This window comes from Micromonospora humi, assembly GCF_900090105.1.
Classification (GTDB): Bacteria; Actinomycetota; Actinomycetes; order Mycobacteriales; family Micromonosporaceae; genus Micromonospora; species Micromonospora humi.
The window spans coordinates 123,517-142,719 of sequence record NZ_FMDM01000005.1 but is presented as its reverse complement, the minus strand read 5'-3'; the positions used below and the strand labels follow the sequence as shown (position 1 = coordinate 142,719).

General features: G+C 74.6%; 19 protein-coding genes. 6 read left to right on the top strand and 13 right to left on the bottom strand.

Annotated elements, in window-relative coordinates; genetic code table 11:
* Positions 1 to 37: 37 nt before the first annotated feature.
* The 5 genes from GA0070213_RS11395 to GA0070213_RS11375 all read right to left on the bottom strand — a co-directional run bounded on the left by GA0070213_RS11395 (position 38) and on the right by GA0070213_RS11375 (position 6,842).
* Positions 38 to 3,223 carry a UvrD-helicase domain-containing protein gene (locus GA0070213_RS11395; protein ID WP_091061776.1) on the bottom strand — a complete coding sequence of 1,062 codons (3,186 nt, stop codon included), beginning with the start codon at positions 3,221 to 3,223 and terminating at the stop codon, positions 38 to 40.
* A 94-nt stretch (positions 3,224 to 3,317) separates the two neighbouring features.
* Positions 3,318 to 4,655: a metallophosphoesterase gene (locus GA0070213_RS11390; RefSeq protein ID WP_091061773.1), complete on the bottom strand. Its 1,338-nt coding sequence runs from the start codon at positions 4,653 to 4,655 to the stop codon at positions 3,318 to 3,320.
* 11 nt (positions 4,656 to 4,666) lie between these two features.
* Entirely contained in the window at positions 4,667 to 4,918 is a 252-nt protein-coding gene (locus GA0070213_RS11385; RefSeq protein WP_175441300.1) for a MoaD/ThiS family protein, read from the bottom strand.
* Complete coding sequence (gene moaA / locus GA0070213_RS11380) at positions 4,915 to 5,931, bottom strand: GTP 3',8-cyclase MoaA (RefSeq protein ID WP_091061771.1); 1,017 nt, start codon at positions 5,929 to 5,931, stop codon at positions 4,915 to 4,917. Before moaA ends, GA0070213_RS11385 begins: the two co-directional genes overlap by 4 nt.
* Positions 5,928 to 6,842 (bottom strand): fructosamine kinase family protein, encoded by a 915-nt coding sequence (locus GA0070213_RS11375; RefSeq protein ID WP_091061769.1) that lies wholly within the window; start codon positions 6,840 to 6,842, stop codon positions 5,928 to 5,930. Before GA0070213_RS11375 ends, moaA begins: the two co-directional genes overlap by 4 nt.
* A 161-nt stretch (positions 6,843 to 7,003) precedes the next feature.
* Between GA0070213_RS11375 and GA0070213_RS11370 the strand changes: the two genes are divergently transcribed.
* A complete protein-coding gene (locus tag GA0070213_RS11370; protein ID WP_091061767.1) occupies positions 7,004 to 8,191 on the top strand; it encodes a DUF4192 domain-containing protein in 1,188 nt (395 codons plus the stop codon).
* An 87-nt stretch (positions 8,192 to 8,278) separates the two neighbouring features.
* Here the strand turns inward: GA0070213_RS11370 and fdhD are convergent, their stop codons facing one another.
* Entirely contained in the window at positions 8,279 to 9,133 is an 855-nt protein-coding gene (gene fdhD, locus GA0070213_RS11365; RefSeq protein ID WP_091061765.1) for a formate dehydrogenase accessory sulfurtransferase FdhD, read from the bottom strand.
* Between the two features lie 180 nt (positions 9,134 to 9,313).
* Between fdhD and mobA the strand changes: the two genes are divergently transcribed.
* The 3 genes from mobA to GA0070213_RS11350 are packed head-to-tail and all read left to right on the top strand — an operon-like array spanning position 9,314 to position 11,323.
* Entirely contained in the window at positions 9,314 to 9,913 is a 600-nt protein-coding gene (gene mobA / locus GA0070213_RS11360) for a molybdenum cofactor guanylyltransferase (RefSeq protein WP_091061763.1), read from the top strand.
* On the top strand, positions 9,910 to 10,167 hold the full coding sequence (locus GA0070213_RS11355) for a DUF6457 domain-containing protein (protein ID WP_091062379.1): 258 nt from the start codon (positions 9,910 to 9,912) through the stop codon (positions 10,165 to 10,167). Before mobA ends, GA0070213_RS11355 begins: the two co-directional genes overlap by 4 nt.
* 55 nt (positions 10,168 to 10,222) lie before the next feature.
* Positions 10,223 to 11,323: a T3SS (YopN, CesT) and YbjN peptide-binding chaperone 1 gene (locus GA0070213_RS11350; protein ID WP_091061760.1), complete on the top strand. Its 1,101-nt coding sequence runs from the start codon at positions 10,223 to 10,225 to the stop codon at positions 11,321 to 11,323.
* 1 nt (position 11,324) lies between these two features.
* Here GA0070213_RS11350 and GA0070213_RS11345 read toward each other — a convergent pair whose 3' ends face one another.
* The gene (locus GA0070213_RS11345; RefSeq protein WP_091061758.1) at positions 11,325 to 12,281 is read right to left on the bottom strand and encodes a zinc-binding dehydrogenase; all 957 of its coding nucleotides are present in this window, start codon (positions 12,279 to 12,281) and stop codon (positions 11,325 to 11,327) included.
* Positions 12,282 to 12,338: 57 nt separating this feature from the next.
* Complete coding sequence (locus GA0070213_RS11340) at positions 12,339 to 12,800, bottom strand: Lrp/AsnC family transcriptional regulator (RefSeq protein WP_091061756.1); 462 nt, start codon at positions 12,798 to 12,800, stop codon at positions 12,339 to 12,341.
* Positions 12,801 to 12,859: 59 nt separating this feature from the next.
* Between GA0070213_RS11340 and ddaH the strand changes: the two genes are divergently transcribed.
* A complete protein-coding gene (ddaH, locus tag GA0070213_RS11335) occupies positions 12,860 to 13,693 on the top strand; it encodes a dimethylargininase (RefSeq protein WP_217628609.1) in 834 nt (277 codons plus the stop codon).
* A gap of 54 nt (positions 13,694 to 13,747) precedes the next feature.
* Here the strand turns inward: ddaH and GA0070213_RS11330 are convergent, their stop codons facing one another.
* Together GA0070213_RS11330 and GA0070213_RS11325 are read right to left on the bottom strand one after the other, a co-directional pair.
* Positions 13,748 to 14,965: an ABC transporter substrate-binding protein gene (locus GA0070213_RS11330; RefSeq protein WP_091061752.1), complete on the bottom strand. Its 1,218-nt coding sequence runs from the start codon at positions 14,963 to 14,965 to the stop codon at positions 13,748 to 13,750.
* Between the two features lie 49 nt (positions 14,966 to 15,014).
* Entirely contained in the window at positions 15,015 to 15,842 is an 828-nt protein-coding gene (locus tag GA0070213_RS11325) for an alpha/beta hydrolase family protein (RefSeq protein WP_091061750.1), read from the bottom strand.
* A gap of 57 nt (positions 15,843 to 15,899) precedes the next feature.
* On the opposite strand from GA0070213_RS11325, the gene GA0070213_RS11320 reads away from it, so the two are divergent.
* Positions 15,900 to 16,490 carry a bacterial proteasome activator family protein gene (locus GA0070213_RS11320; protein ID WP_091061748.1) on the top strand — a complete coding sequence of 197 codons (591 nt, stop codon included), beginning with the start codon at positions 15,900 to 15,902 and terminating at the stop codon, positions 16,488 to 16,490.
* 42 nt (positions 16,491 to 16,532) lie between these two features.
* Here GA0070213_RS11320 and GA0070213_RS11315 read toward each other — a convergent pair whose 3' ends face one another.
* The 3 genes from GA0070213_RS11315 to GA0070213_RS11305 all read right to left on the bottom strand — a co-directional run bounded on the left by GA0070213_RS11315 (position 16,533) and on the right by GA0070213_RS11305 (position 19,089).
* Entirely contained in the window at positions 16,533 to 17,345 is an 813-nt protein-coding gene (locus GA0070213_RS11315; protein ID WP_091061746.1) for an HAD family hydrolase, read from the bottom strand.
* Positions 17,345 to 18,166 carry an HAD family hydrolase gene (locus GA0070213_RS11310; protein WP_091061744.1) on the bottom strand — a complete coding sequence of 274 codons (822 nt, stop codon included), beginning with the start codon at positions 18,164 to 18,166 and terminating at the stop codon, positions 17,345 to 17,347. Before GA0070213_RS11310 ends, GA0070213_RS11315 begins: the two co-directional genes overlap by 1 nt.
* Positions 18,167 to 18,342: 176 nt before the next feature.
* Positions 18,343 to 19,089, bottom strand: coding sequence for a hypothetical protein (locus tag GA0070213_RS11305; RefSeq protein ID WP_091061742.1), 747 nt, complete (start codon positions 19,087 to 19,089; stop codon positions 18,343 to 18,345).
* Positions 19,090 to 19,203 lie beyond the last annotated feature (114 nt).

Genomic DNA, 19,203 nt, shown 5'->3' with positions numbered 1-19,203 from the left:
CTTCTCTACCGGAGGCGTTAAGAAGGGGCCCCTCCTTCTACATCAAGCGGAGTTGGTGATCGCGCGGTCGGCGTGGCTCGGCGGTGCCGAGCCGGTCGAACAGGGCCGGGTCGATCACGTCGAGGAACGGCGTCGGGCGGGTCTCCCGTTCCGTCCCGTGCCGGGCCCGCCGAGCGGTGTGGCTGACGTAGAGCCGGTCCTGCGCCCGGGTCAGCCCGACGAAGAAGAGCCGCCGCTCCTCGGCCACCGCGTCCTCGTCCGGCTCGGTGCCGGGCCAGCGCAGCGGCAACAGCCCGTCCTCGGCCCCGACCAGGAACACCACCGGGAACTCCAGGCCCTTTGCCGCGTGCAGGGTGAGCAGCGTGACCGCCTCGGCGCGCGGGTCGAGCGCGTCCACCTCGGCGCCGGTGGCGAGCTGGTTGAGGAAGGACCCGAGGTCGTCGTCGCAGCGCCGGGCCAGCGGCGTGAGCAGATCCACGGCCGTACGGACGTCCTCGGGGCGTGCCGCGCCGGAGCCGTCGAGCGTCGGCACCGCGAAGCGCTCCGCCAGGACCTGACCGGCCTCGCGCACCCGGGCGGTCAGCGAGCCGCCGAGACCGGCGTGGCGCAGCTCGCGGGCGATGGCGGCCACGCCGGGGCGGTCGCGCAGCCGGTCGTGCGAGCGTTTCTGCACCGGGATGTTCGCCCGGGCCAACGCGTCCACGATCGGCGCGGCCTGGGAGTCGGTGCGGTAGAGCACAGCGATGTCGGAGAAGGACAGCGAGGTGGCCCGACCGTCGATCCGGCCCGAGTCGAACGACCGGTGGGACAGGCCGCCGACCAGCTCGTCGACGGTACGCGCCACGAAGTCGGCCTCGTCGGCGACCGTGGTCGCGGCGTACCGGCCGACCAGCGGCGCCTCCGGGTCGAGCCGGGCCGGGTCGAGGCGGCGGCCCCGGACCAGCGACGACGGCGCGATCGCCTGCACGGCGGCGGCCAGGATCGGCGCGGAGGAGCGGTAGTTGCGGTTCAGCCGGACCAGCCGCGCGTCGGTGAAGTCCTGCGAGAAGCGCAGGAAGTAGCCGACGTCCGCGCCCCGGAACGAGTAGATCGCCTGGTCCGGATCGCCGATCGCGCACAGGTTGCCGTCCGGCGTGCTGAGCAGTCGCAGCAGCTCGTACTGGACCGCGTCGACGTCCTGGTACTCGTCGACGAAGATCCACTTCCATCGTTCCCGGTAGTCCCGGACCAGTTTCCGGTCGCCCTTCAACAGCGTCACCGGCAGGGTGAGCAGCTCGTCCAGGTCGACCAGGTCCCGCTTGCGCAGCAGCGCGACGTACCGCTCGTCGTCGTCGCCGGCCTCGGCGCGGGCCGCCGCCCGGTCGGCGTCGTCGGCGATCCGGAAATCCGCCGGCAACCCGGCCGCCGCCGCGTTCTCCCGCAGCACGGTCAGGCCGAGCGCGTGGAACGTGCCCACCGTGACGTCCTCGGCGACCGGCCCGAGCAGCCCGTCCAGGCGGTGCCGCAACTCCTCGGCCGCCCGGCGGGTGAACGTGATCGCCAGGCACTGGTCCGGGAAGACGTTCAACTCGGCGCACAGGTAGGCGATCCGGTGCGTCAGCGTGCGGGTCTTGCCGGTGCCCGGGCCGGCCACGATCAGCAACGGGCCGCCCGGTGCCGACGCCGCCACCCGCTGCATCGCGTCCAGCCGGTCCAGCAGGCCGGTGCCGACCTCCTCCATGCCGGCGAGCATCGGCTCGAACGGCTCGTGCGGGGAGGGCGGCGGGGCGAGCGGAGGCGCGGGCGGCTTCCGCTTCGGCTCCGGCCGCGCCTCCGCCGGGCGCCTGGCCTTCGGCTTCGGCGCCGGCTCCGCGGGCCGCCGCTGCGCGGGCACGGGTACGGGTACGTCGAAGAGCGCGTCCTGCCCACCGCCGGCCGAGGCGCCCAGTTCCGCCGGATCGAACAGCGTGATCACCCCGTACTCACCGTCGTAACCCGGCACCCGACGCACCTCGCCGCGGCGCAGCCGGGCGATGCCCTCCGCGAGCAGTTCGCCGCCGACGCGGCCGATCTCCTCCACCGGCGTACGGGTCAGGATCTCCAACTCCGGGCCGAGCGCCGCGACCAGCTCGTTGAGCTTGCCCGCGACCTTCTTCGACCGCGCGCCCACCCGGTTCAGCTCACCCAGGATCTCGGCCAGCGGCACCAGGTGGGCCACCTCGCGGGCGTGCGCCGGCCGGTGCCCCGCCGGCCGATCGGCCAGCGCCTCCACCCGACTGAGCACACCGACGGTCAGCGGCTTGCCGCACTCCGGGCAGCGCCCGCCCGCCTCGCGGGTGCGTTCCGGCGACCAGTTCACCCCGCAGAGCCGGTGCCCGTCGGCGTGGTACTTGCCCTCCTCCGGGAAGAACTCGACGGTGCCGGCCAGCCCGTCCCCGGTGCGCAGCGCCTCGCGGATCGCGAAGTAGTCGCGCGGCGCGGTGAGGACGGTCGCCTCCCGGCCCAGCGCCGGCGGCGAGTGGGCGTCCGAGTTCGACACCAACTGGTAGCGGTCCAGGCTGCCGACCCGCCAGTTCATCTCCGGGTCGGACGAGAGCCCGGTCTCCACCGCGAAGATGTGCTCGGCCAGGTCGGCGTAGCAGTCGGCGATCGCGTCGAAGCCGGACTTCGAGCCGAGTGCGGAGAACCAGGGCGTCCAGATGTGCGCCGGCACCAGGTAGCCGTCCCCGCTGGCCTCCAGGGTGATCTCCAGCAGGTCGCGGGAGTCCAGCCCGAGGATCGGCCGGCCGTCCGAGCCCAGGTTGCCGATCCGGCCCAGCGCCGCGTTGAAGCGGCCCACCGCGTCCAGGTCCGGCAGGTAGATCAGGTGGTGCACCTTGCGGGTCCGGTCGTCCCGCTTGTAGATGGTGGAGATCTCCACGCTCAGCATGAACCGGACCGGGTCCGCCTCCGCCTCGCTGGCCAGCCGGGGCGGGAGCCGCCGGGCGATGTCCCGTTCCGCCTCCGGCGAGAGCCGGTGGAGGCCCGGCTCGGCCGGGTGCAGCGTCTCCCGCAGGTGGTCGTACCAGGCGGGGTGGGTGAAGTCGCCGGTGCCGAGCACCGCGATGCCCTTGCGCCGGGCCCACCAGCCGAGGTTCGGCAGGGTCAGGTCGCGGCTGCACGCGCGCGAGTATTTCGAGTGGATGTGCAGATCCGCGACGTAGGGCGGGAGGCCACCGGGGGGTGCGGCGCTGAACGGAGGCACGCCGCATCCTGTCACGTCCGCTTGCCTACCCGCCCGCCGCCACGCGTACGCGTGACCTGAGCAATGCGGTGCTGGACGCGGCCGCTCCCGCACGCTATGGGGCGCGCAGCTCCACCAACGTCACCTGCGGCGGAGCGCCGACCCGCACCGGCGGACCCCAGAAGCCGGCCCCGTTCGTCACGTAGACCTTGGTGCCGTCCACCTCGCCCAGACCGGAGACCACCGGCTGCTGGAGCTTCACCGCCAGGTTGAACGGCACCATCTGGCCGCCGTGGGTGTGCCCGGAGAGTTGGAGGTCGACGCCGAACTTCGCCGCCTCGTGCGCGGCCACCGGCTGGTGGGCCAGCAGCACCACCGGACGGCTCGGGTCGCGGTCGCCGAGCGCGGCGGCGTAGTCGGCCGGCGCGGCCAGCCCGGTGCCGTCGGCGGTCACGTCGTTGACACCGGCCAGGTCGAGCACCCCGCCCCGAGCCCGGATCTCCTGCCGCTCGTTCTGCAGCACCCGCAGGCCGAGCCGGTCCACCTCGCGGACCCACTCCTCGACCCCGGAGTAGTACTCGTGGTTGCCGGTCACGAAGAAGCTCCCGTACCGGGAGCGCAGGTCGCGCAGCGGCTCCGCCGCCGCGCCCAACTCGGCCACCGAGCCGTCCACCAGGTCGCCGACCACCGCCACCAGGTCGGCGTCCAGACGATTGATCATCGCGACGATGCGCTCGGTGTGCGCCCGGCCGCGCAGCGGCCCGAGGTGGATGTCGGAGACGGTCGCGATCCGCAGCCCGTCCATGCTCCGGGGCAGCTTGGCCAGCGGGATCCGGACCCGGTCCAGTCGGGGCGGACCCATCGCGGTGCGGACGCCGTACCCGGTCACGCCGGCGGCCGTGAGCCCGGCGAAGATCGCCGCGCCGCGCGCCAGCAGCAGCCGGCGGGACGGGTCGTGGCCGGGCACCCCCGCGGTCGGCGGCGGGCCGCCCGCGTCACCGGTCGGGGACGTGTCGTCGGGGTCGTCCGGCGGCGTGGGGCTGCCGGCGTCGCCGGTGCGACCGGCCGGGCGGGCGTCGCCGGGCCGGGCCGGGCCGGGCGCGCCGACCAGCGCCGGCTCGGGTTCCGGCCCGGTGGCCGTGGCCGACCGGGCCCGCCGGCGCAGGACCAGCCGGACCACCGCGGTCGGTACCTCGAGCACCAGCAGCAGCACCAGCAGGTAGAACATCAGGGCCAGCCAGAGGTAGCCCGGCCAGGCCAGCCAGTAGAAACCGTTCTGCGTGCCGGCCATGGTCGCCGGCACGAGCAGCGCGAGCAGGATCGCCACCACCGCCCCGACCCGGCGGGCCCGCCCCGGGCGGGTGGTGTCGCGGACCATCCGCTTCCACAGGTAGAAGTGGATCAGACCGATGACGAGCACGACGAAACCCACGAATGTCGCCATCGCCAGCACGTCGGCCTCCCTCAGCCGCCCGCGAAGGGTGGCAGCACGTCCACCGTGACCCCGGCCGGCAACGGTGCCCGACGATCATGACAGGCCACGCCGTCGACCAGGAAACTCGCCGCCTTGAGCACTATCGCCAGTCGCTCTCCGTGCCGCGCGGCCAGGTCGTCGAGGAGTTCGTCCAACGACCGGCCGGCGGATGCGGTCTCCTCGGCGCGGCCGGCGGCGGCGCGCGCCCCGGCGAAGTAGCGGACGGTCAACTCCACCGTCATCCTCCGATCGCGGACATCGGCCGGACGGGCTGCAGGAAGGTCGGGTCGTCGATGCCGTGCCCGGCGCGCTTGCCCCACATGGCGGCGCGCCAGCGACGGGCCAGATCCTCGTCGTCGGCGCCGGCCCGCAACGCGGCCCGCAGGTCGGACTCGTCGGTGGCGAAGAGGCAGTTTCGCACCTGGCCGTCGGCGGTGAGCCGGGTGCGGTCGCAGTCGCCGCAGAACGGCCGGGTCACGCTGGCGATCACCCCGACCCGGGCCGGCCCGTCATCCACCAGCCAGGTCTCGGCCGGCGCGGCGCCCCGCTCGGCCGGGTCGGGCCGCAACGCGAACTCGGCGCGCAGGGCGGCCAGGATCTCGTCGGCGGTGACCATGGTCGACCGGTCCCAGCCGTGCTGCGCGTCCAGCGGCATCTGCTCGATGAACCGCAGCTCGTAGCCGTGCGCCAGGGCGAACCGGAGCAGCTCCGGCGCCTCGTCGTCGTTGACCCCGCGCATCAGCACCGCGTTGATCTTCACGGGGGTCAGCCCGGCGTCCGCCGCGCCGGCCAACCCGGCGAGCACGTCATGGTGCCGGTCGCGGCGGGTCAATGCGGCGAACCGGTCCCGGTCGAGCGTGTCCAGCGAGACGTTCACCCGGTCCAGCCCGGCCGAGCGCAGCGCCGGCGCGAGGCGGGCCAGGCCGATGCCGTTCGTGGTCAGCGAGATGCGCGGCCGGGGCGACAGCGCGGCCACGGCCGCCACGATGCCGGGCAGCCCGGGCCGGATGAGCGGCTCGCCACCGGTGAAACGCACCTCGGTGACGCCGAGCCGCCGCACCGCGACGCCGACCAGGCGCACGATCTCGTCGTCGGTGAGCAGCTGCGGACCGGCCAGCCAGGGCAGGCCCTCGGCCGGCATGCAGTAGGTGCAGCGCAGGTTGCACTTGTCGGTCAGCGAGACCCGAAGGTCCCGGGCGACGCGACCGTACCGGTCGGCGAGAACCCCGTCGGCCGTCGTCCGGGAGGCGGTCATCCGTCGACCGTAGCGCGTCCGAGGGCCCGGAGCGCGGCCCGTGCGGCGGAGGACACCGCCTCCGCGTACGTCTCGCCGAAGAGCGCGGTGTGCACCAGCAGCAGGTGCAGCTGGTGCACCGGCACCCGTTCGCGCCAGCCGTCGGCCAACGGCCAGGCCTCCCGGTAGGCGGCCATGATCCGGTCCAGGTGCGGCGGGCCGCCGAAGAGCGCCAGCTGAGCCAGGTCGGTCTCGCGGTGGCCGCCGTGCGCCGCCGGGTCGACAAGCCAGACCCGGCCGTCGGCGCCCCAGAGCAGGTTGCCGGGCCAGAGATCGCCGTGCAGCCGGGACGGCGGCTCGTCGCCGCCGAACTCGCCCACCCGGTCGACCACCTGCTCGACCAGCGCCGCCGTGGCCCCGGTGAGCGCGCCCCGGTCGACCGACGCCCGCAGGTGCGGCAGCAGCCGGCACCTGGCGAACCAGCTCGACCACGGGCCCGGGTCGGGGGTGTTGTCCTGCGGCAGTGCGCCGATGAACCCGGGCCACTCCGCGCCGAACGCGGGCGCGCCGGCCCGGTGCAGCGCGGCCAGCCCGCGGCCGAACGCCTCCGCCGCCCTCGGCCCCGGTTCACCCGGCTCGACCCAGTCGAGCGCCAGCAGCTCCGGCAGCGCGACCAGCACGTCGGGCACCGGCACCGCGTCGGCCTCACGCAGCCACCGCAGGCCGGCCGCCTCGGTGGCGAAGAAGCCGTCGGGCACCGGTCGCGCCGCCCGCTCCGGCCAGCTCTTGGTGAAGACGGAGTGCCCGTCGTCCAGGGTGAGCCGGGACGCGGTGCAGATGTCGCCACCGGCGACCGGTGTCTCCCGGATCCGCTGGTGGGTCAGGAAGGTCGGCAGGTGCGCCGGGTGTGCCCGCAGGTACGCCAGGTCCATGACCGCAAGGTAGTCCCTGCCTGGGACATCCGAGGGCCGTGTCGTACCCCGATCGCCGGCGGTCGACGGTCAGCTGGACCGATACGCAGCGTGTCTGTGGACGGACCGCGTGTCGTCCACAGGGCCTCCCGTGACGACCGGCCGGCACGCACGCTCCCGACATGAACTCGACCGAGCGCCCCCGCCTCTCCGTCCGCTCGCCGGCCGACCTCGTCGTCGCGGTGCCCTACCTGCTCGGCTTCCATCCCGCCGACAGCGTCGTGGTGGTCGCGGTGCGGGGCCGCCGCGTGGTCTTCGCCGCCCGGGGTGACCTGCCCGAACCGGGCGCCGACCCGGGTCCGGCGGCCCGGCACCTGGCGCAGGTGGTGGTGCGGCAGGACGCCGACGCCGCGACGGTCATCGGCTACGGCCCGGCCGCCCGGGTCACCGGTGCTGTGGACGCGGTCGGTGCGGCGCTGGACGAGGCGGGTCTGGTCGTCCTCGACGCGCTCCGGGTGACCGACGGCCGCTGGTGGTCCTACCTCTGCGGCGAACCGGCCTGCTGCCCGGCCGACGGCACGCCGTACGACCCGGTCGCCAGCCAGGTCAGCGCGGCAGCCGTCTTCGCCGGTCAGGTCGCCCTGCCCGACCGCGCGGCGCTGGCCGCACAGGTGTCGCCGTTCGACGGTCCGGTCCGACTGGCCATGCGTCGGGCCACCGGGCGGGCGCGACACCGGCTGGCCGCCCTCACCGGCGGCCTCCCGCCCGGCGGTGCCGCTGTCGAGGGCCACCAGCCGGGCGCTGCCGCGCCGAGCCGTGAGCCGGCGAGCGGTGAGCCGGTGGGCGGTGCCGGGGACGGGGGCGGGTCCGGTGGCGCTTCCTCCGGCGGTGGGCCGGCCGGCGGGTCGACCGGCGGCCGGCGCGGGGAGGCTCGGGCCCTGCGCTCGACCGGCGCGGCGGCGGTGCGGGCCGCGTTCCGGCGGCAGCGGCGTGGCGAGCGGCTCGACGACGACGAGGTGGCCTGGCTGACCGTGCTCCTGACCCATGTCGCGGTGCGCGACCACGCCTGGTCCCGCACCGACGGCCGGGACGCCGACATCAGTCTCTGGACCGACGTCTTCCGCCGCGCCGAGCCGGATCTGAGCGCGGCGCCCGGCACGCTGCTCTCGTTCGCCGCCTGGCGGGCCGGGCACGGCGCGCTGGCCGCCGTCGCCCTGGAGCGGGTGCTCGCGGCCCACCCCGAATACCCGCTCGCGGTGCTCCTCGACGACGCGCTCCGCCGTGGCGTGCCCCCGTCCGAGCTGGACGGCTGGCCGGCGAACGCCGGCGGGGCCGTGCTGCGCCGCCGGCGTCGTCGCCCGCCCCGCTGAGCGCGCAGACGCTTGCCCGACCGTGCAGCGGTCGTGCGGGCGTCCCGATGGGTGGGTCCGGTCGCCGGCTCCACCGGCTGCTGCGGGTCAGGCGGTCACGCGCTGCGCCCCGGTGTAGACGTTCATGGTCGGGTCGCGCAGGAAGCCGACCAGCGTCATCCCGGCCTCCTCGGCCAGTTCGGCGGCGAGCGTGCTGGGCGCAGAGACCGCCGCCAGCAGCGGCACGCCGGCCATCCACGCCTTCTGGGTGAGTTCGAAACTGGCCCGGCCGGAGACGAGCAGCACGTGGCCGGCCAGCGGCAGCCGGTCCGCCCGGGCGGCCCAGCCGACGACCTTGTCCACGGCGTTGTGCCGGCCCACGTCCTCGCGCAGCACCAGCAGCTCACCGTCGGCGCCGAAGAGCCCGGCCGCGTGCAGGCCGCCGGTTCGGTCGAAGGCGCGTTGCGCGGCGCGCAGCCGGTCGGGCAGCCCGGCCAGCAGTTCGGCGGTGACCTCCAGCGGGTCCTCCCGCACGGCGAACCGGGAGCGGGTACGCACGGATTCGATGCTCGCCTTGCCGCACACCCCGCACGAGCTGGTGGTGTAGAAGTTGCGCGACGGGTCGGTCTCCGGCTCCGGCACGCCGGGGGAGAGCACCACGTCGACCACGTTGTAGGTGTTGGGGGTGTCCGCCCCGGCGCACAGCTGCGCGGTGTGCACGTCCTCCGCCGAGCGGATCAGCCCCTCGGTGAGCAGGAAGCCGATCGCCAGATCCAGGTCGTCGCCGGGGGTCCGCATGGTCACCGCGAGCGGGCGGCGGCGACCGGCGCCGGCCGGCCCGACCCGGATCTCCAGCGGCTCCTCCACGGCCAGGGTGTCCTGCCGGCGAACCCGGGCCCCACGGTCACCCGTCGCCCCGAGGTCGATCCGCAGCACGCCTCGCCGGTCTGTCGCCCGTCCCATCCCGCCATCCTCTCCCGGGCCGCGCCCCGCCCGCACCTTCACGCTCCCGGTGGAGCGCCCGCGGCCCCGGCCGGCGGTGATCCGCACCAGCGCGGCGAGGTGGCCGGGTCGAGCCCGCCACCTCGACGGAGTGCGGTCGAGCGGACGGTTGGCGACCGGGACCCTGGGTAGGGTGAGGCGGTGACCGGGTACGCGGCGGTGCTGCTCGCCGGCGGCGCGGCCCGGCGGATGGGTGGGATGGACAAGCCCGCCCGTCCGGTCGGTGGGCGGCCGATGCTGCACCGGGTGCTGGCGGCGGTGGCCGACGCGAGTGAACGGGTCGTGGTCGGTCCGCCCGGCCCGGTGCCGGCGGGCGTGCGGGTGACCCGGGAGGATCCGCCCGGCGGCGGCCCGGTGGCCGCGACCGCGGCGGGGCTGGCCCAGCTGCGCTCCGACCCGCCCACTGTCGCCCTGCTCGCCGCCGACCTGCCGCTGCTCACCACCGCCGCGGTGGCCGAGTTGCGGCGCGCGCTCGACGGGTCGGTCGACGGGCTGGCCTGCTACGTGGACGGCGACGGCCGCCGGCAGCAGCTCTGCGGGGTCTGGCGCCTGCCGGCGCTGCGCACCGCCCTCGACCGGCTGGCGGCGAGTCGGGGCGGGACGGTCGACGGGGCGTCGGTACGCGGGCTGCTGGCCGGCACCACGGTCCGGGAGGTCGCCTGGTCCGGTGCCGGAGCGCCGCCCTGGTTCGACTGCGACACTGACGAGGACGTACGCCGGGCCGAGGAGTGGACGACATGACGGTGATGGACGACTGGCTCACCGCGGCCTGCGCCGAGCTGGACCTGGATGCGTCGGAGGTGCCGGTGTCGGCGGTGCTCGACGTGGCCCGGGACGTGGCGCACCAGGTGCTCCGGCCGGGCGCGCCGGTCAGCGCGTACCTCCTGGGGCTGGCGGTGGGGCGTGGCGCGGATCCGGCGGCGGCGGCCGCCCGGATCAGCGCTCTCGCGGGCTCGTGGCCGGTCGAGCTGGACGGGACCACCGAGGCGACGTAGCGCGGCCGGCCGGACGTGTCCCTGGGTAGGGTGGCGGGAACGGACGGAGGCGATCATGACGGCAGACCACCCCTCGGCGCCGGTCGACCAGCCTTCCGGCGGTGCGCCGGAGCAGCACGAGTCGATCCTGCTGGACGAGCCGACCACGGCCGACCTGCGGGCCAAGGTGACCGAGGCCTGGCGGGAGTTCGCCCGGGCCCTGGCCGACCGGCTGCGCGAGCTGCCCGCCGGCGGGCACCTGGAGGTGACGCTCGACCCGACGGCCTCCGGGACCGGGGACGCCGTCTACTCGGTCAGCGCGGACGCCGGTGCGGAGGGTGGCCTGTCAGGCCGGGCGGTCGGCAACGCCACACTGCCGGCGGGTTACCGGCTGGACCGGGCGGCGGTGGCGGACATGGTGGCGCTGGGCTGGTCGCCGCCGGGCGTGGTGCCGGGCTCCGGTGACCAGTTCGGCCTGGACTGCGGCGTCGACGACGCGACCCGGTTGTCCGCCGTGCTGTCCCGGACGCTGCGTGACGTCTACGGCGCTCCGCATCCCGCGTTCCTGGTCTACCTGGTGCACGACGCCGACGGCGAGCCGCTGCCGGTGGAGCCGCTCGGCACCGCTCGCGGCGTCGTCGGCTCGGAGTTCGACGTGGAGGCCGACCTGGACGAGGCGTTGGCCGCCGCGGCGGCGGCGCAGGCGGGCGAGAACGACGTGCTGGCCCTGGCGGAGCGGGTCCGCACGGTCGTCTCGACGATGTTGAAGTCGGACTCCGACCAGGTGCAGGTCGACTCCGACGGTGACATCAACATCCGGGCCGGTTCGGCCATGGTCTTCGTGCGGGTGCGGGACAATCCGCCGCTGGTCGACGTCTTCTCGCCGGTGCTGACCGAGGTCGAGCCGACCGAGCGGCTCTACGTGAAGCTGTCCGAGTTGACCAACCGGATGCCGATCGGGCGGCTCTACTGCGCCGACGACACGGTCTGGGCGTCGATCCCGGTCTTCGGCCGGAACTTCCAGGCCACCCACCTGATGCTGGCCGTGCAGGTGATGACCGGTCTCGCCGACGAGCTGGACGACCGGTTGCACGGCGAGTTCGGCGGCAAGCGGTTCTTCGGTGAGGGCGACAAGCCGGCGCGGGCGCAGGAGCACCGCACCGGCATGTACCTCTGAGTCAGCGCACGTCGAGCAGGGTCTTGCCGACGGTGGAGCGGGCTTCCATGGCGGCGTGCGCGTCGGCGGCCCGCTCCAGCGGGAAACGTTGGGCGATCAGCGGCCGGAGCCGGCCGGCCGCGGCCATGGCGAGCGCCTCCTCGGTGAGTGCGCGCAGCTCGTCCGGCCGGGGGCGGGGCCGCAGCAGCGCCACCGCGCGGTCGGCGGCGGCGTCCGCCGGCACGTCCGCCCAGGCGCCGCTGGCCAACCCGTAGCTGATCATCCGGCCACCGCGGTCGAGCAGGTCGAACGCCTCGCGGGCGAGCGTGCCGCCGACCCCGTCGAAGACCACGTCGACGGCGTCGACGGCGGCCCGGACCGGGTCGGCCCAGCCCGGCTCCCGGTAGTCGACGACCACGTCGAGCATCGCGCCGCGGAGCAGGGCGGTCTTGTCGGGGCCGCCGGCGGCGGCCACCACGGTGGCGCCGGCGAGACCGACGAGCTGCACCAGCAGGGTGCCGACGCCGCCGGCCGCGGCCAGCACCAGGACCCGGTCGCCGGGCCGTAGGTTCGCCGACCGGGTGAGCATGAGGGCGGTCCGGCCGTCGGCGAGCACCGCCACCGCCTGATCGAGCGGCAACCCCGGGGGTACGGGGATCGGCGCGTCCCGGTCGACGACGACGCGCTCGGCGTACCCGCCGGTGCCGCCGGTGCCGGTGACCACGAGTTGGCCGACCAGCGTCGGGTCGACGCCGGGGCCGACCGCGGTGATCGTGCCGCCGACGCCGTTGCCGGGGATCAGCGGCAGGTCGGCGGCGAACGGGCCGAAGCCGGTCGCCCGGAACATCGTCTCGACGAACGTGATGTTCGCGTGCGCCACCTCGACGAGGACCTGACCCGGCCCGGGCGTCGGGTCGGGCGCCGGCCCCGGGACCAGCACCTCCGGTCCGCCGAACTCCCGCAGCCACACCGCACGCATCGCGCCTCCCGGAATCTTCCGCCTGCGCCCAGTCAACGACGTGAAGCGGGGTTCAGGTCAACCCGTGTGGGACGGCCCGACGCCTGGTGACTCGACCAGCCGCGACAGCACGATGGTGCTGCGGGAGGAGGTGACGAACGGTTCGGCCCGCAGGCGTTCCAGCGCCTCCTCCAGGTGGGAGATGTCGGCGGCGCGCAGGTGCACCAGCGCGTCGGCCTCGCCGGAGACGGTGTAGGCGCCGACCACCTCGGGGTGCCGGCGGGCGGCGACGCCGATCTGCGTCGGGGTGGTCCGGCCGGCGCAGAACAGCTCGACGAACGCCTCGGTGGTCCATCCGACCGCGGCCGGGTCGACGACGGCGGTGAAGCCGCGGATCACCCCGGCCGCGCGCAGCCGGTCCACCCGGCGCTTGACGGCGGGGGCGGAGAGTGACACCCGGGTGCCGATGTCCGCGTACGACGCGCGAGCGTCCGCCACGAGCAACGCAATGATTCGCTGGTCGACCGCGTCTATCTGCAACGTTCCGCCTCTGGGAAGCAACGGTTGTGGCTGTTACCAAAGTTCTACCGTACCTACTCTTGGTGACCGTGAACCAGCAGCGAGTCCCGCGAAAGCGGACATATCTCATGTGCTCCCCCGAGCACTTCGCGGTCGAGTACGCGATCAACCCGTGGATGGACGTGACCACGGCGGTCGACGCCGACCTGGCGGTCAAGCAGTGGGACCGGCTGCGCGAGACGCTGCTCGGGCTCGGCCACGACGTGCACACGCTCACCCCCGAGGCGGGCCTGCCGGACATGGTCTTCGCGGCCAACGGCGCCTTCGTGGTCGACGGCACGGTCTACGGCGCCCGGTTCAAGCACGAGCAGCGGGTCGGCGAGGCCGCCGCGCACCGGGCGTTCTACGAGGCGCAGGGCTGGCACTTCATCGCGCCGAGCGAGACGAACGAGGGGGAGGGCGACTTCGCGTACCTGCCGGAGGCGCACGGCGGGCTGATCCTCGCCGGCCACGGCTTCCGCACCGAGTTGGCCGCGCACGCCGAGGCGCAGGAGGCGCTCGGCCGACCGGTGGTCTCGCTGCGCCTGGTCGACCCGCGCTTCTACCACCTGGACGTGGCGCTCGCCTCGATCGACGACGGGAACGTCGTCTACTACCCGGGCGCCTTCTCGGCGGCCAGCCAGCGGGTGCTGCACCAGCTCTTCCCGGACGCGGTCGTCGCGGACGACGAGGATGCCCTGGCCTTCGGCCTGAACCTGGTCAGCGACGGGCTCAACGTGGTGCTGAACAGCGAGGCCACCCGGCTGGCCGGCACCCTGAAGGCGGCCGGCTACCAGCCGGTGCCGGTGGAGCTGGCCGAGCTGAAGAAGGGCGGCGGCAGCGTGAAGTGCTGCATCGCCGAGCTGCGGCACTGACGTCGGGCGTGCCCGAGGGGCGGTCTCCCGGTGGGGAGGCCGCCCCTCGTCGCGTCAGCCGAGGGTGGCCAGCTCGTTGGTCACCACGTTGGAGAGCATCCGGCCGTCCAACTGCACCTTGCGCAGGTACCACTTCTGCTGCGGGGTACGCGGCTGGTTGAACTGCCAGGGCCCGCGCGGGCTGTCGATCTGGCCGATCTTGCCGAGTGCCAGGTTGAGCTGCGTCGGGGACGGGTCGCCGCCGACCAGCCGGATCGCCTTGTCCAGCACCTGCGCGGCGTCGTACGAGGCCATCGCGTAGGTGGTCGGCGAGGTGTTGAACGTCTTGCGGTAGGCGGAGGCGAAGACCCGGTTCGGCGTGTTGTTCAGGTCGGCCGAGTAGTTCAGCGCGGTCTCGATGCCGTACTCCTCGATCAGCCTCCGCTCCCGGCCCTTCTCGCCGTCGTCGAGCTGCTCGAGGACGGTGCCCTCGGTGAGGAACCCGGGCGCGTAGATCGGACCCCGGTAACCCTCGTCGTAGAGCTGCTTGATGAACTGCACCGCCTGCGAGCCGCTGTAGTGGCAGAAGACCGCGTCCGGCTTACGGGCCAGCGCCTTGCGGATCGGCCCGGCGTAGGCGCTCTTGCCGGGGTTGGCGTAGTTGGGCGTGTAGATCGGGTCCTCGGTGAGCCGGCGGCCCTTCTCGTAGCCCTCCCGCAGCCCGGCGACGACGTCCTGGCTGCCCGTTCCCTGGGCGCCGAAGATGGCGATCCGGCTGGACGGGTCGAGGGTCTGGCGCAGGTGTTCGCCGAGCGCGAAGCCCGGCTCGTCCAGCACGTACGAGGTCCGCCAGATGTAGACGACGCCCTGGAGCTCCGTGGGCGAGGCGTTGGAGCCGATCAGAGGCACCCGGGCCTCCTCCACGACGTTCCGGATGCCGGTCATGACGGCCGGGCTGACCACGCCGGTGAGCGCGAGCGCGCCCTCCTTCAGCAGCCGGTCGACGGCGGCCTTGCCGGTCGCGGCGCTGTCGCCCTCCTCGGCCTGCACCACCGTGACCGGGTGTCCGCCGAGCTGCTGACCGTGGGTGCTCAGGAAGAGCTGGAAGCCGTTGGTGATCTCGTCGCCGATGGCCTTGTTCGGGCCGCTGCCGGGCACGATCAACCCGATCTTGATCGGGCTGCCGGACGCGGCCTCCTCGGTGTCGTCCCCGGAGCCGCAACCGGCCACGAGTCCGGTGGTGCCGAGCGCGGCCAGCAGTTGCAGGGCCCGCCTGCGGTTCATCTGTGCCACCGAACTTCCTTCCCGCCGGGGTGGCCATGGTGCACACCCCTTCGGCGTTCTACCTGGTCGGCGACGCTGCGTCAATGCCCTGAAGATCATCGTGAAGGGACCGCAACGCCTCGACAACCCGGGGCCAGGCGGCCGAATCCGGCGCGATCAGCCCGAAGTGCTCGCATTCCGGCAGCTCAACCAGCGTGGCACTGCCTCCGGCGGCCCGGTCGGCGGCCACCCAGGAGCGGCTCGTGGACACCGGAACCTGCTGGTCGAGGGTCCCGTGCACGACTACCGTGCGTACCCGGACCGGCACCAATGCCGATGGATCCGCGTCCGCGTACCGGTCCGGCACGTCGGCCGGGCCACCGCCGAGCAGCGCGGCCACCGCCCCACCGTCCAGGTCCAGCCGGTACGCCTCGGCGAGGTCCGCGACCGGCGCCAGCGCGAGCACCCCGGCGACGGAGTCCGGCGTGTGCGCGGCGGCGTACAGCGCGAGGTGCCCGCCGGCCGAGTGACCGACCAGGACCGGCGGGACCGGCGCCACCCGGCCGGGCAGCGCGGCGGCGGCCAGCCCCGGCAGGGCGGCGACCCCGGCGAGCACGTCGGTGAGCGGGTGCGGCCGACCGTCGCCCGGCGGACCGGTCCGGCGGTATTCGAGCTGGGCCACCGGATGACCGAGCGCGGCCAGCGCGGCCGCCATCGGGCCGGTGTGGGCGCGGTCGTACTCCGCCCGCCAGAATCCGCCGTGCACCACCACGACCAGCGGCCGGGCGGGCCCCTCGCCGGAAGGGCGGCGCAGGTCGGCGCACTGGTCCGGGTGGTCGCCGTAGGCGACGGTGGCGTCCGGCGGCGGCGCCGGTCGGGTCAGCACGTCGCGGGGGTCGCGGGGCATGCGGGGACGGTAGCCGGTCCGGTCCTGGGCGCGTGTGCGTGGTCGGGGTGGGTAAAGATGGGTGCCATGACCGAAGCACACTCCGGCGGACACGACGGCGAACAGGGCAACGATGGCATCCCGGGCACCGTGGTGGTGGTCGGGCCGGACGGCCGACCGGTCGGCACCGTGCAGACCGAGGAGGGCGCGGCCGAGGACCCGACCCGCCTGGTCGAGCAGCCGGCCAAGGTGATGCGGATCGGCAGCATGATCAAGCAGCTGCTGGAGGAGGTGAAGGCCGCCCCGCTGGACGACGCCAGCCGGCACCGGATGCGCGAGATCCACGAGCGCTCGATCGTCGAGCTGAAGGAGGGGCTCGCCCCCGAGCTGCGCGAGGAGCTGGAGCGCATCTCGCTGCCGTTCACCGAGCAGCAGGCGCCCAGCGAGGGCGAGCTGCGCATCGCCCACGCCCAGCTGGTCGGCTGGCTGGAGGGGCTGTTCCACGGCATCCAGGCGGCGTTGGTCGCCCAGCAGATGGCCGCCCGCGTCCAGCTGGAGCAGATGCGCTCCGGCCGCCAGGCGCTCCCCAGCGGCCCGGCCGGGATGGTCCCGGGCATGCCGGGGATTCCGGGCGGCACCGAGGGCCACGCCCCCGGTCAGTACCTGTGACCCGCGCGGGCCGGGGCGCGCGACGTGCCCCGGCCCGCACAGTCAGTCCAGCCCGAAGACCTTCTCCAGGTACGCGGCCACGCCGTCCTCGGTGTTCGCCGCGGTGACCTCGTCCGCGATCTCCCGCACCGCCGGGTGGGCGTTGGCCACCGCCACCGCCCGACCGGCCCAGGTCAGCATCGGCACGTCGTTCGGCATGTCGCCGAAGGCCAGCACGTCCCGTTCGTCGATGCCCAGCCGGGCCGCGAACCAGGCCAGGCCGGCCGCCTTGGTCACGCCCGCGGCGGAGATCTCGATCAGCCCGCTGTACGACGAGTGGGTCGCCTCGGCCAGCCCCTCCAGCGCGCCGGCCACCACCCGGACGAACACGTCCGGATCCTGCTCACCGGCCCGGACCAGCAACTTCACCGCCGGCGCGGCGAGCAGTTCCTCCGGCGACTCGACGGCCCGGATGGCGTCCGCGTCGGCGTCCCAGCGCAGCGGATAGTGCGCCTCGTGTCGCATCTGCCGGCTGTCCACGATCTCCACGGCGAAGCTCACCCCGGGCACCTCGGCGCGCAGCCGGCGGGCCACCTCGGCCAGCAGCTCCGGGGCGAGCGGGTCGGCGCGCAGCACCTCGTCGGCGATCGGGTCGTACACCACGGCGCCGTTGGCGCAGATCGCCGGCAGCGGCGCGTCGAGCTGGTCGTACACGAGCTGGAGCCAGCGGATCGGACGGCCGGTGACCAGCACGACCGGCGTGCCCCCGGCGGTGATCCGGGCCAGCACCCCCGCGGTACGCGGGCTGAGCCTCCGGTCGTCGGCCAGCAGCGTGCCGTCGATGTCGGTCGCGACGAGTCGAGGTGGCTCTCCCATCACCGGGAGAGTAGTCGGTCCAGGTAGACCGCGACGCCGTCGTCGTCGTTGCGCAGGGTGATCTCGTCGGCGGCGGCGCGCAGCTCCGGGTGGGCGTTCGCCACCGCCACCCGGGACCAGCCGGCCCAGCCGAACATCGGCAGGTCGTTGGGCTGGTCGCCGAAGACCAGCACGTCGGCCGGGTCCACGCCGAGCCGCTCGGCGACCACGCTCAGCCCGGTGGCCTTGTCGACCCCGGGCGGGCAGATCTCGACGAAGCCGAGCCCGGCCTGGGTGAGCGTGGCCACCTCCGGCGACACGATCCGGCGGGCCGCCGCGAGCAGCTCGTCGACGTGGTGGTCCTCGGTCCGGGCGAACGCCTTGACCACGTCGCAGGAGAGGCAGTCGGCCCGGCTGCGCGCCTCGAACCGGTCGGGGTAGGGCCAGCTCGGGTGGTAGTCGCCCCAGAGCGGGGCGTCGTGCTCGCCGGACGCCTCCACCATGACGGTGAGCGGGCCGACGGCGGCCTCGAGGTCGGCGAGGATGCCCGCGAGCACCTCACCGCGCAGGCGCTCGTCGCGCAGCACCAACGGACCGGCCGGGTCGCTCTGGTCGACCACCCACCCGCCACCGGCCATCACCAGGAAGTCGGCGGCGCGGATGTCGTTGCGGCTCAGCTCCGCCAGTCGTGGTCCGCGCCCGGTCGCGCCGACGACCGGGATCCCGGCCGCCCGCACCCGGTCCAGCACCCCGTGGGTGTACGCGGAGACGGTGTCGTCGCTGCGGACGAGCGTGCCGTCGAGGTCGGTGGCGATCAGCTTGGGCAGGCCCGGGCGGGTCATGGTTCCTCCTTCGCCCGCCACCGTCACGCCGGCCGACCAGGTCCTCGGTGCCGCGGCCACCGGACGGTGGGCAGGCAACCGTATCTCGCGCGAACGGGGCCGACCATGGCATTCCGGCGAATCGCCCACGAATCCGAGGCGGCGATCCGGTGGCCGGGAAACGGGAGTCGGCCCGCTCAGCGGGAGCGTTCCGGGCCGGCGAACGGCACCGTCGGCTCCACCGTGAGGTCGGCCGGGCCCGCCGGCACCTCGTCGTCCCGGCTCCGCCGGCGCCGGGCGCGCCGGTCGTCCGGCTCCCCGTCGTCCGGCGCCGCGTCGGCGTCCGCCCGGTCGTCGGTGGCGCGGTCCCCGACCCGCCCGGCCAGGTGCAGCGTGGCCCCCAGCAGCGCGACGGCGACGAACGCGGTGACCAGGCCGCGGCCGTGCTCGACCTGGAGGCGCTGCTCGGTCGGGAAGAACAGGACGCGCCGGGCGAGCTGTTGCAGGGAGGCGGCGGCCGCGACCAGCACGCCGAGCAGGGTCGCCGCGAGGCCCAGCCCGGCGATCCGGGCGTGCTGACGCACCGCCGGAGCGCCGCGCAACGCCAGCGCCACCGCTACCGACAGGCCGAGCAGACCCACGAGGTACGCGGCGCCGAAGCCGCCGATCTCGGCGACGCCGCTGGGCAACCGGAACGTGGTGTTCCCGTCCTCACCCTCGTTCGGCACGGTGATCACCAGCCACTCGCCGATCAGCGAGGCGAGCACGGCGACCGCGCCGAGCCCGGCGAGCACCGGCGGCAGGCGGTGGTCGCGGCCCAGTCCGGCCAGCGACCGGCCCACCCGACCGGACGAGGTCGCCTCGGCGTCGGTGTCGCCCCACTCCACCACCGTGGTGCCGTCGGAGCGGTTGTCCTGTCTGGGAATCGGGAGATCCTGCGACATCGGCCACCCTTCGGCGTCGGCGGGCCTGCGTCGAATCATGGCACAACCGGCGCCCGGTCACCGGGAGCGCGATCCGGCCGGGCGGTGCGGGGCGGCCCGCTTTCGGTTAGCGTC

Excerpts from the sequence above, each read along its gene's own strand:
- GA0070213_RS11385 (WP_175441300.1), bottom strand. The coding sequence starts at position 4,918 with ATGACGGTGGAGTTGACCGTCCGCTACTTCGCCGGGGCGCGCGCCGCC.
- moaA (WP_091061771.1), bottom strand. The coding sequence starts at position 5,931 with ATGACCGCCTCCCGGACGACGGCCGACGGGGTTCTCGCCGACCGGTAC.
- GA0070213_RS11375 (WP_091061769.1), bottom strand. The coding sequence starts at position 6,842 with ATGGACCTGGCGTACCTGCGGGCACACCCGGCGCACCTGCCGACCTTC.
- GA0070213_RS11370 (WP_091061767.1), top strand. The coding sequence starts at position 7,004 with ATGAACTCGACCGAGCGCCCCCGCCTCTCCGTCCGCTCGCCGGCCGAC.
- fdhD (WP_091061765.1), bottom strand. The coding sequence starts at position 9,133 with ATGGGACGGGCGACAGACCGGCGAGGCGTGCTGCGGATCGACCTCGGG.
- GA0070213_RS11355 (WP_091062379.1), top strand. The coding sequence starts at position 9,910 with ATGACGGTGATGGACGACTGGCTCACCGCGGCCTGCGCCGAGCTGGAC.
- GA0070213_RS11350 (WP_091061760.1), top strand. The coding sequence starts at position 10,223 with ATGACGGCAGACCACCCCTCGGCGCCGGTCGACCAGCCTTCCGGCGGT.
- GA0070213_RS11345 (WP_091061758.1), bottom strand. The coding sequence starts at position 12,281 with ATGCGTGCGGTGTGGCTGCGGGAGTTCGGCGGACCGGAGGTGCTGGTC.
- GA0070213_RS11325 (WP_091061750.1), bottom strand. The coding sequence starts at position 15,842 with ATGCCCCGCGACCCCCGCGACGTGCTGACCCGACCGGCGCCGCCGCCG.
- GA0070213_RS11320 (WP_091061748.1), top strand. The coding sequence starts at position 15,900 with ATGGGTGCCATGACCGAAGCACACTCCGGCGGACACGACGGCGAACAG.
- GA0070213_RS11315 (WP_091061746.1), bottom strand. The coding sequence starts at position 17,345 with ATGGGAGAGCCACCTCGACTCGTCGCGACCGACATCGACGGCACGCTG.
- GA0070213_RS11310 (WP_091061744.1), bottom strand. The coding sequence starts at position 18,166 with ATGACCCGCCCGGGCCTGCCCAAGCTGATCGCCACCGACCTCGACGGC.
- GA0070213_RS11305 (WP_091061742.1), bottom strand. The coding sequence starts at position 19,089 with ATGTCGCAGGATCTCCCGATTCCCAGACAGGACAACCGCTCCGACGGC.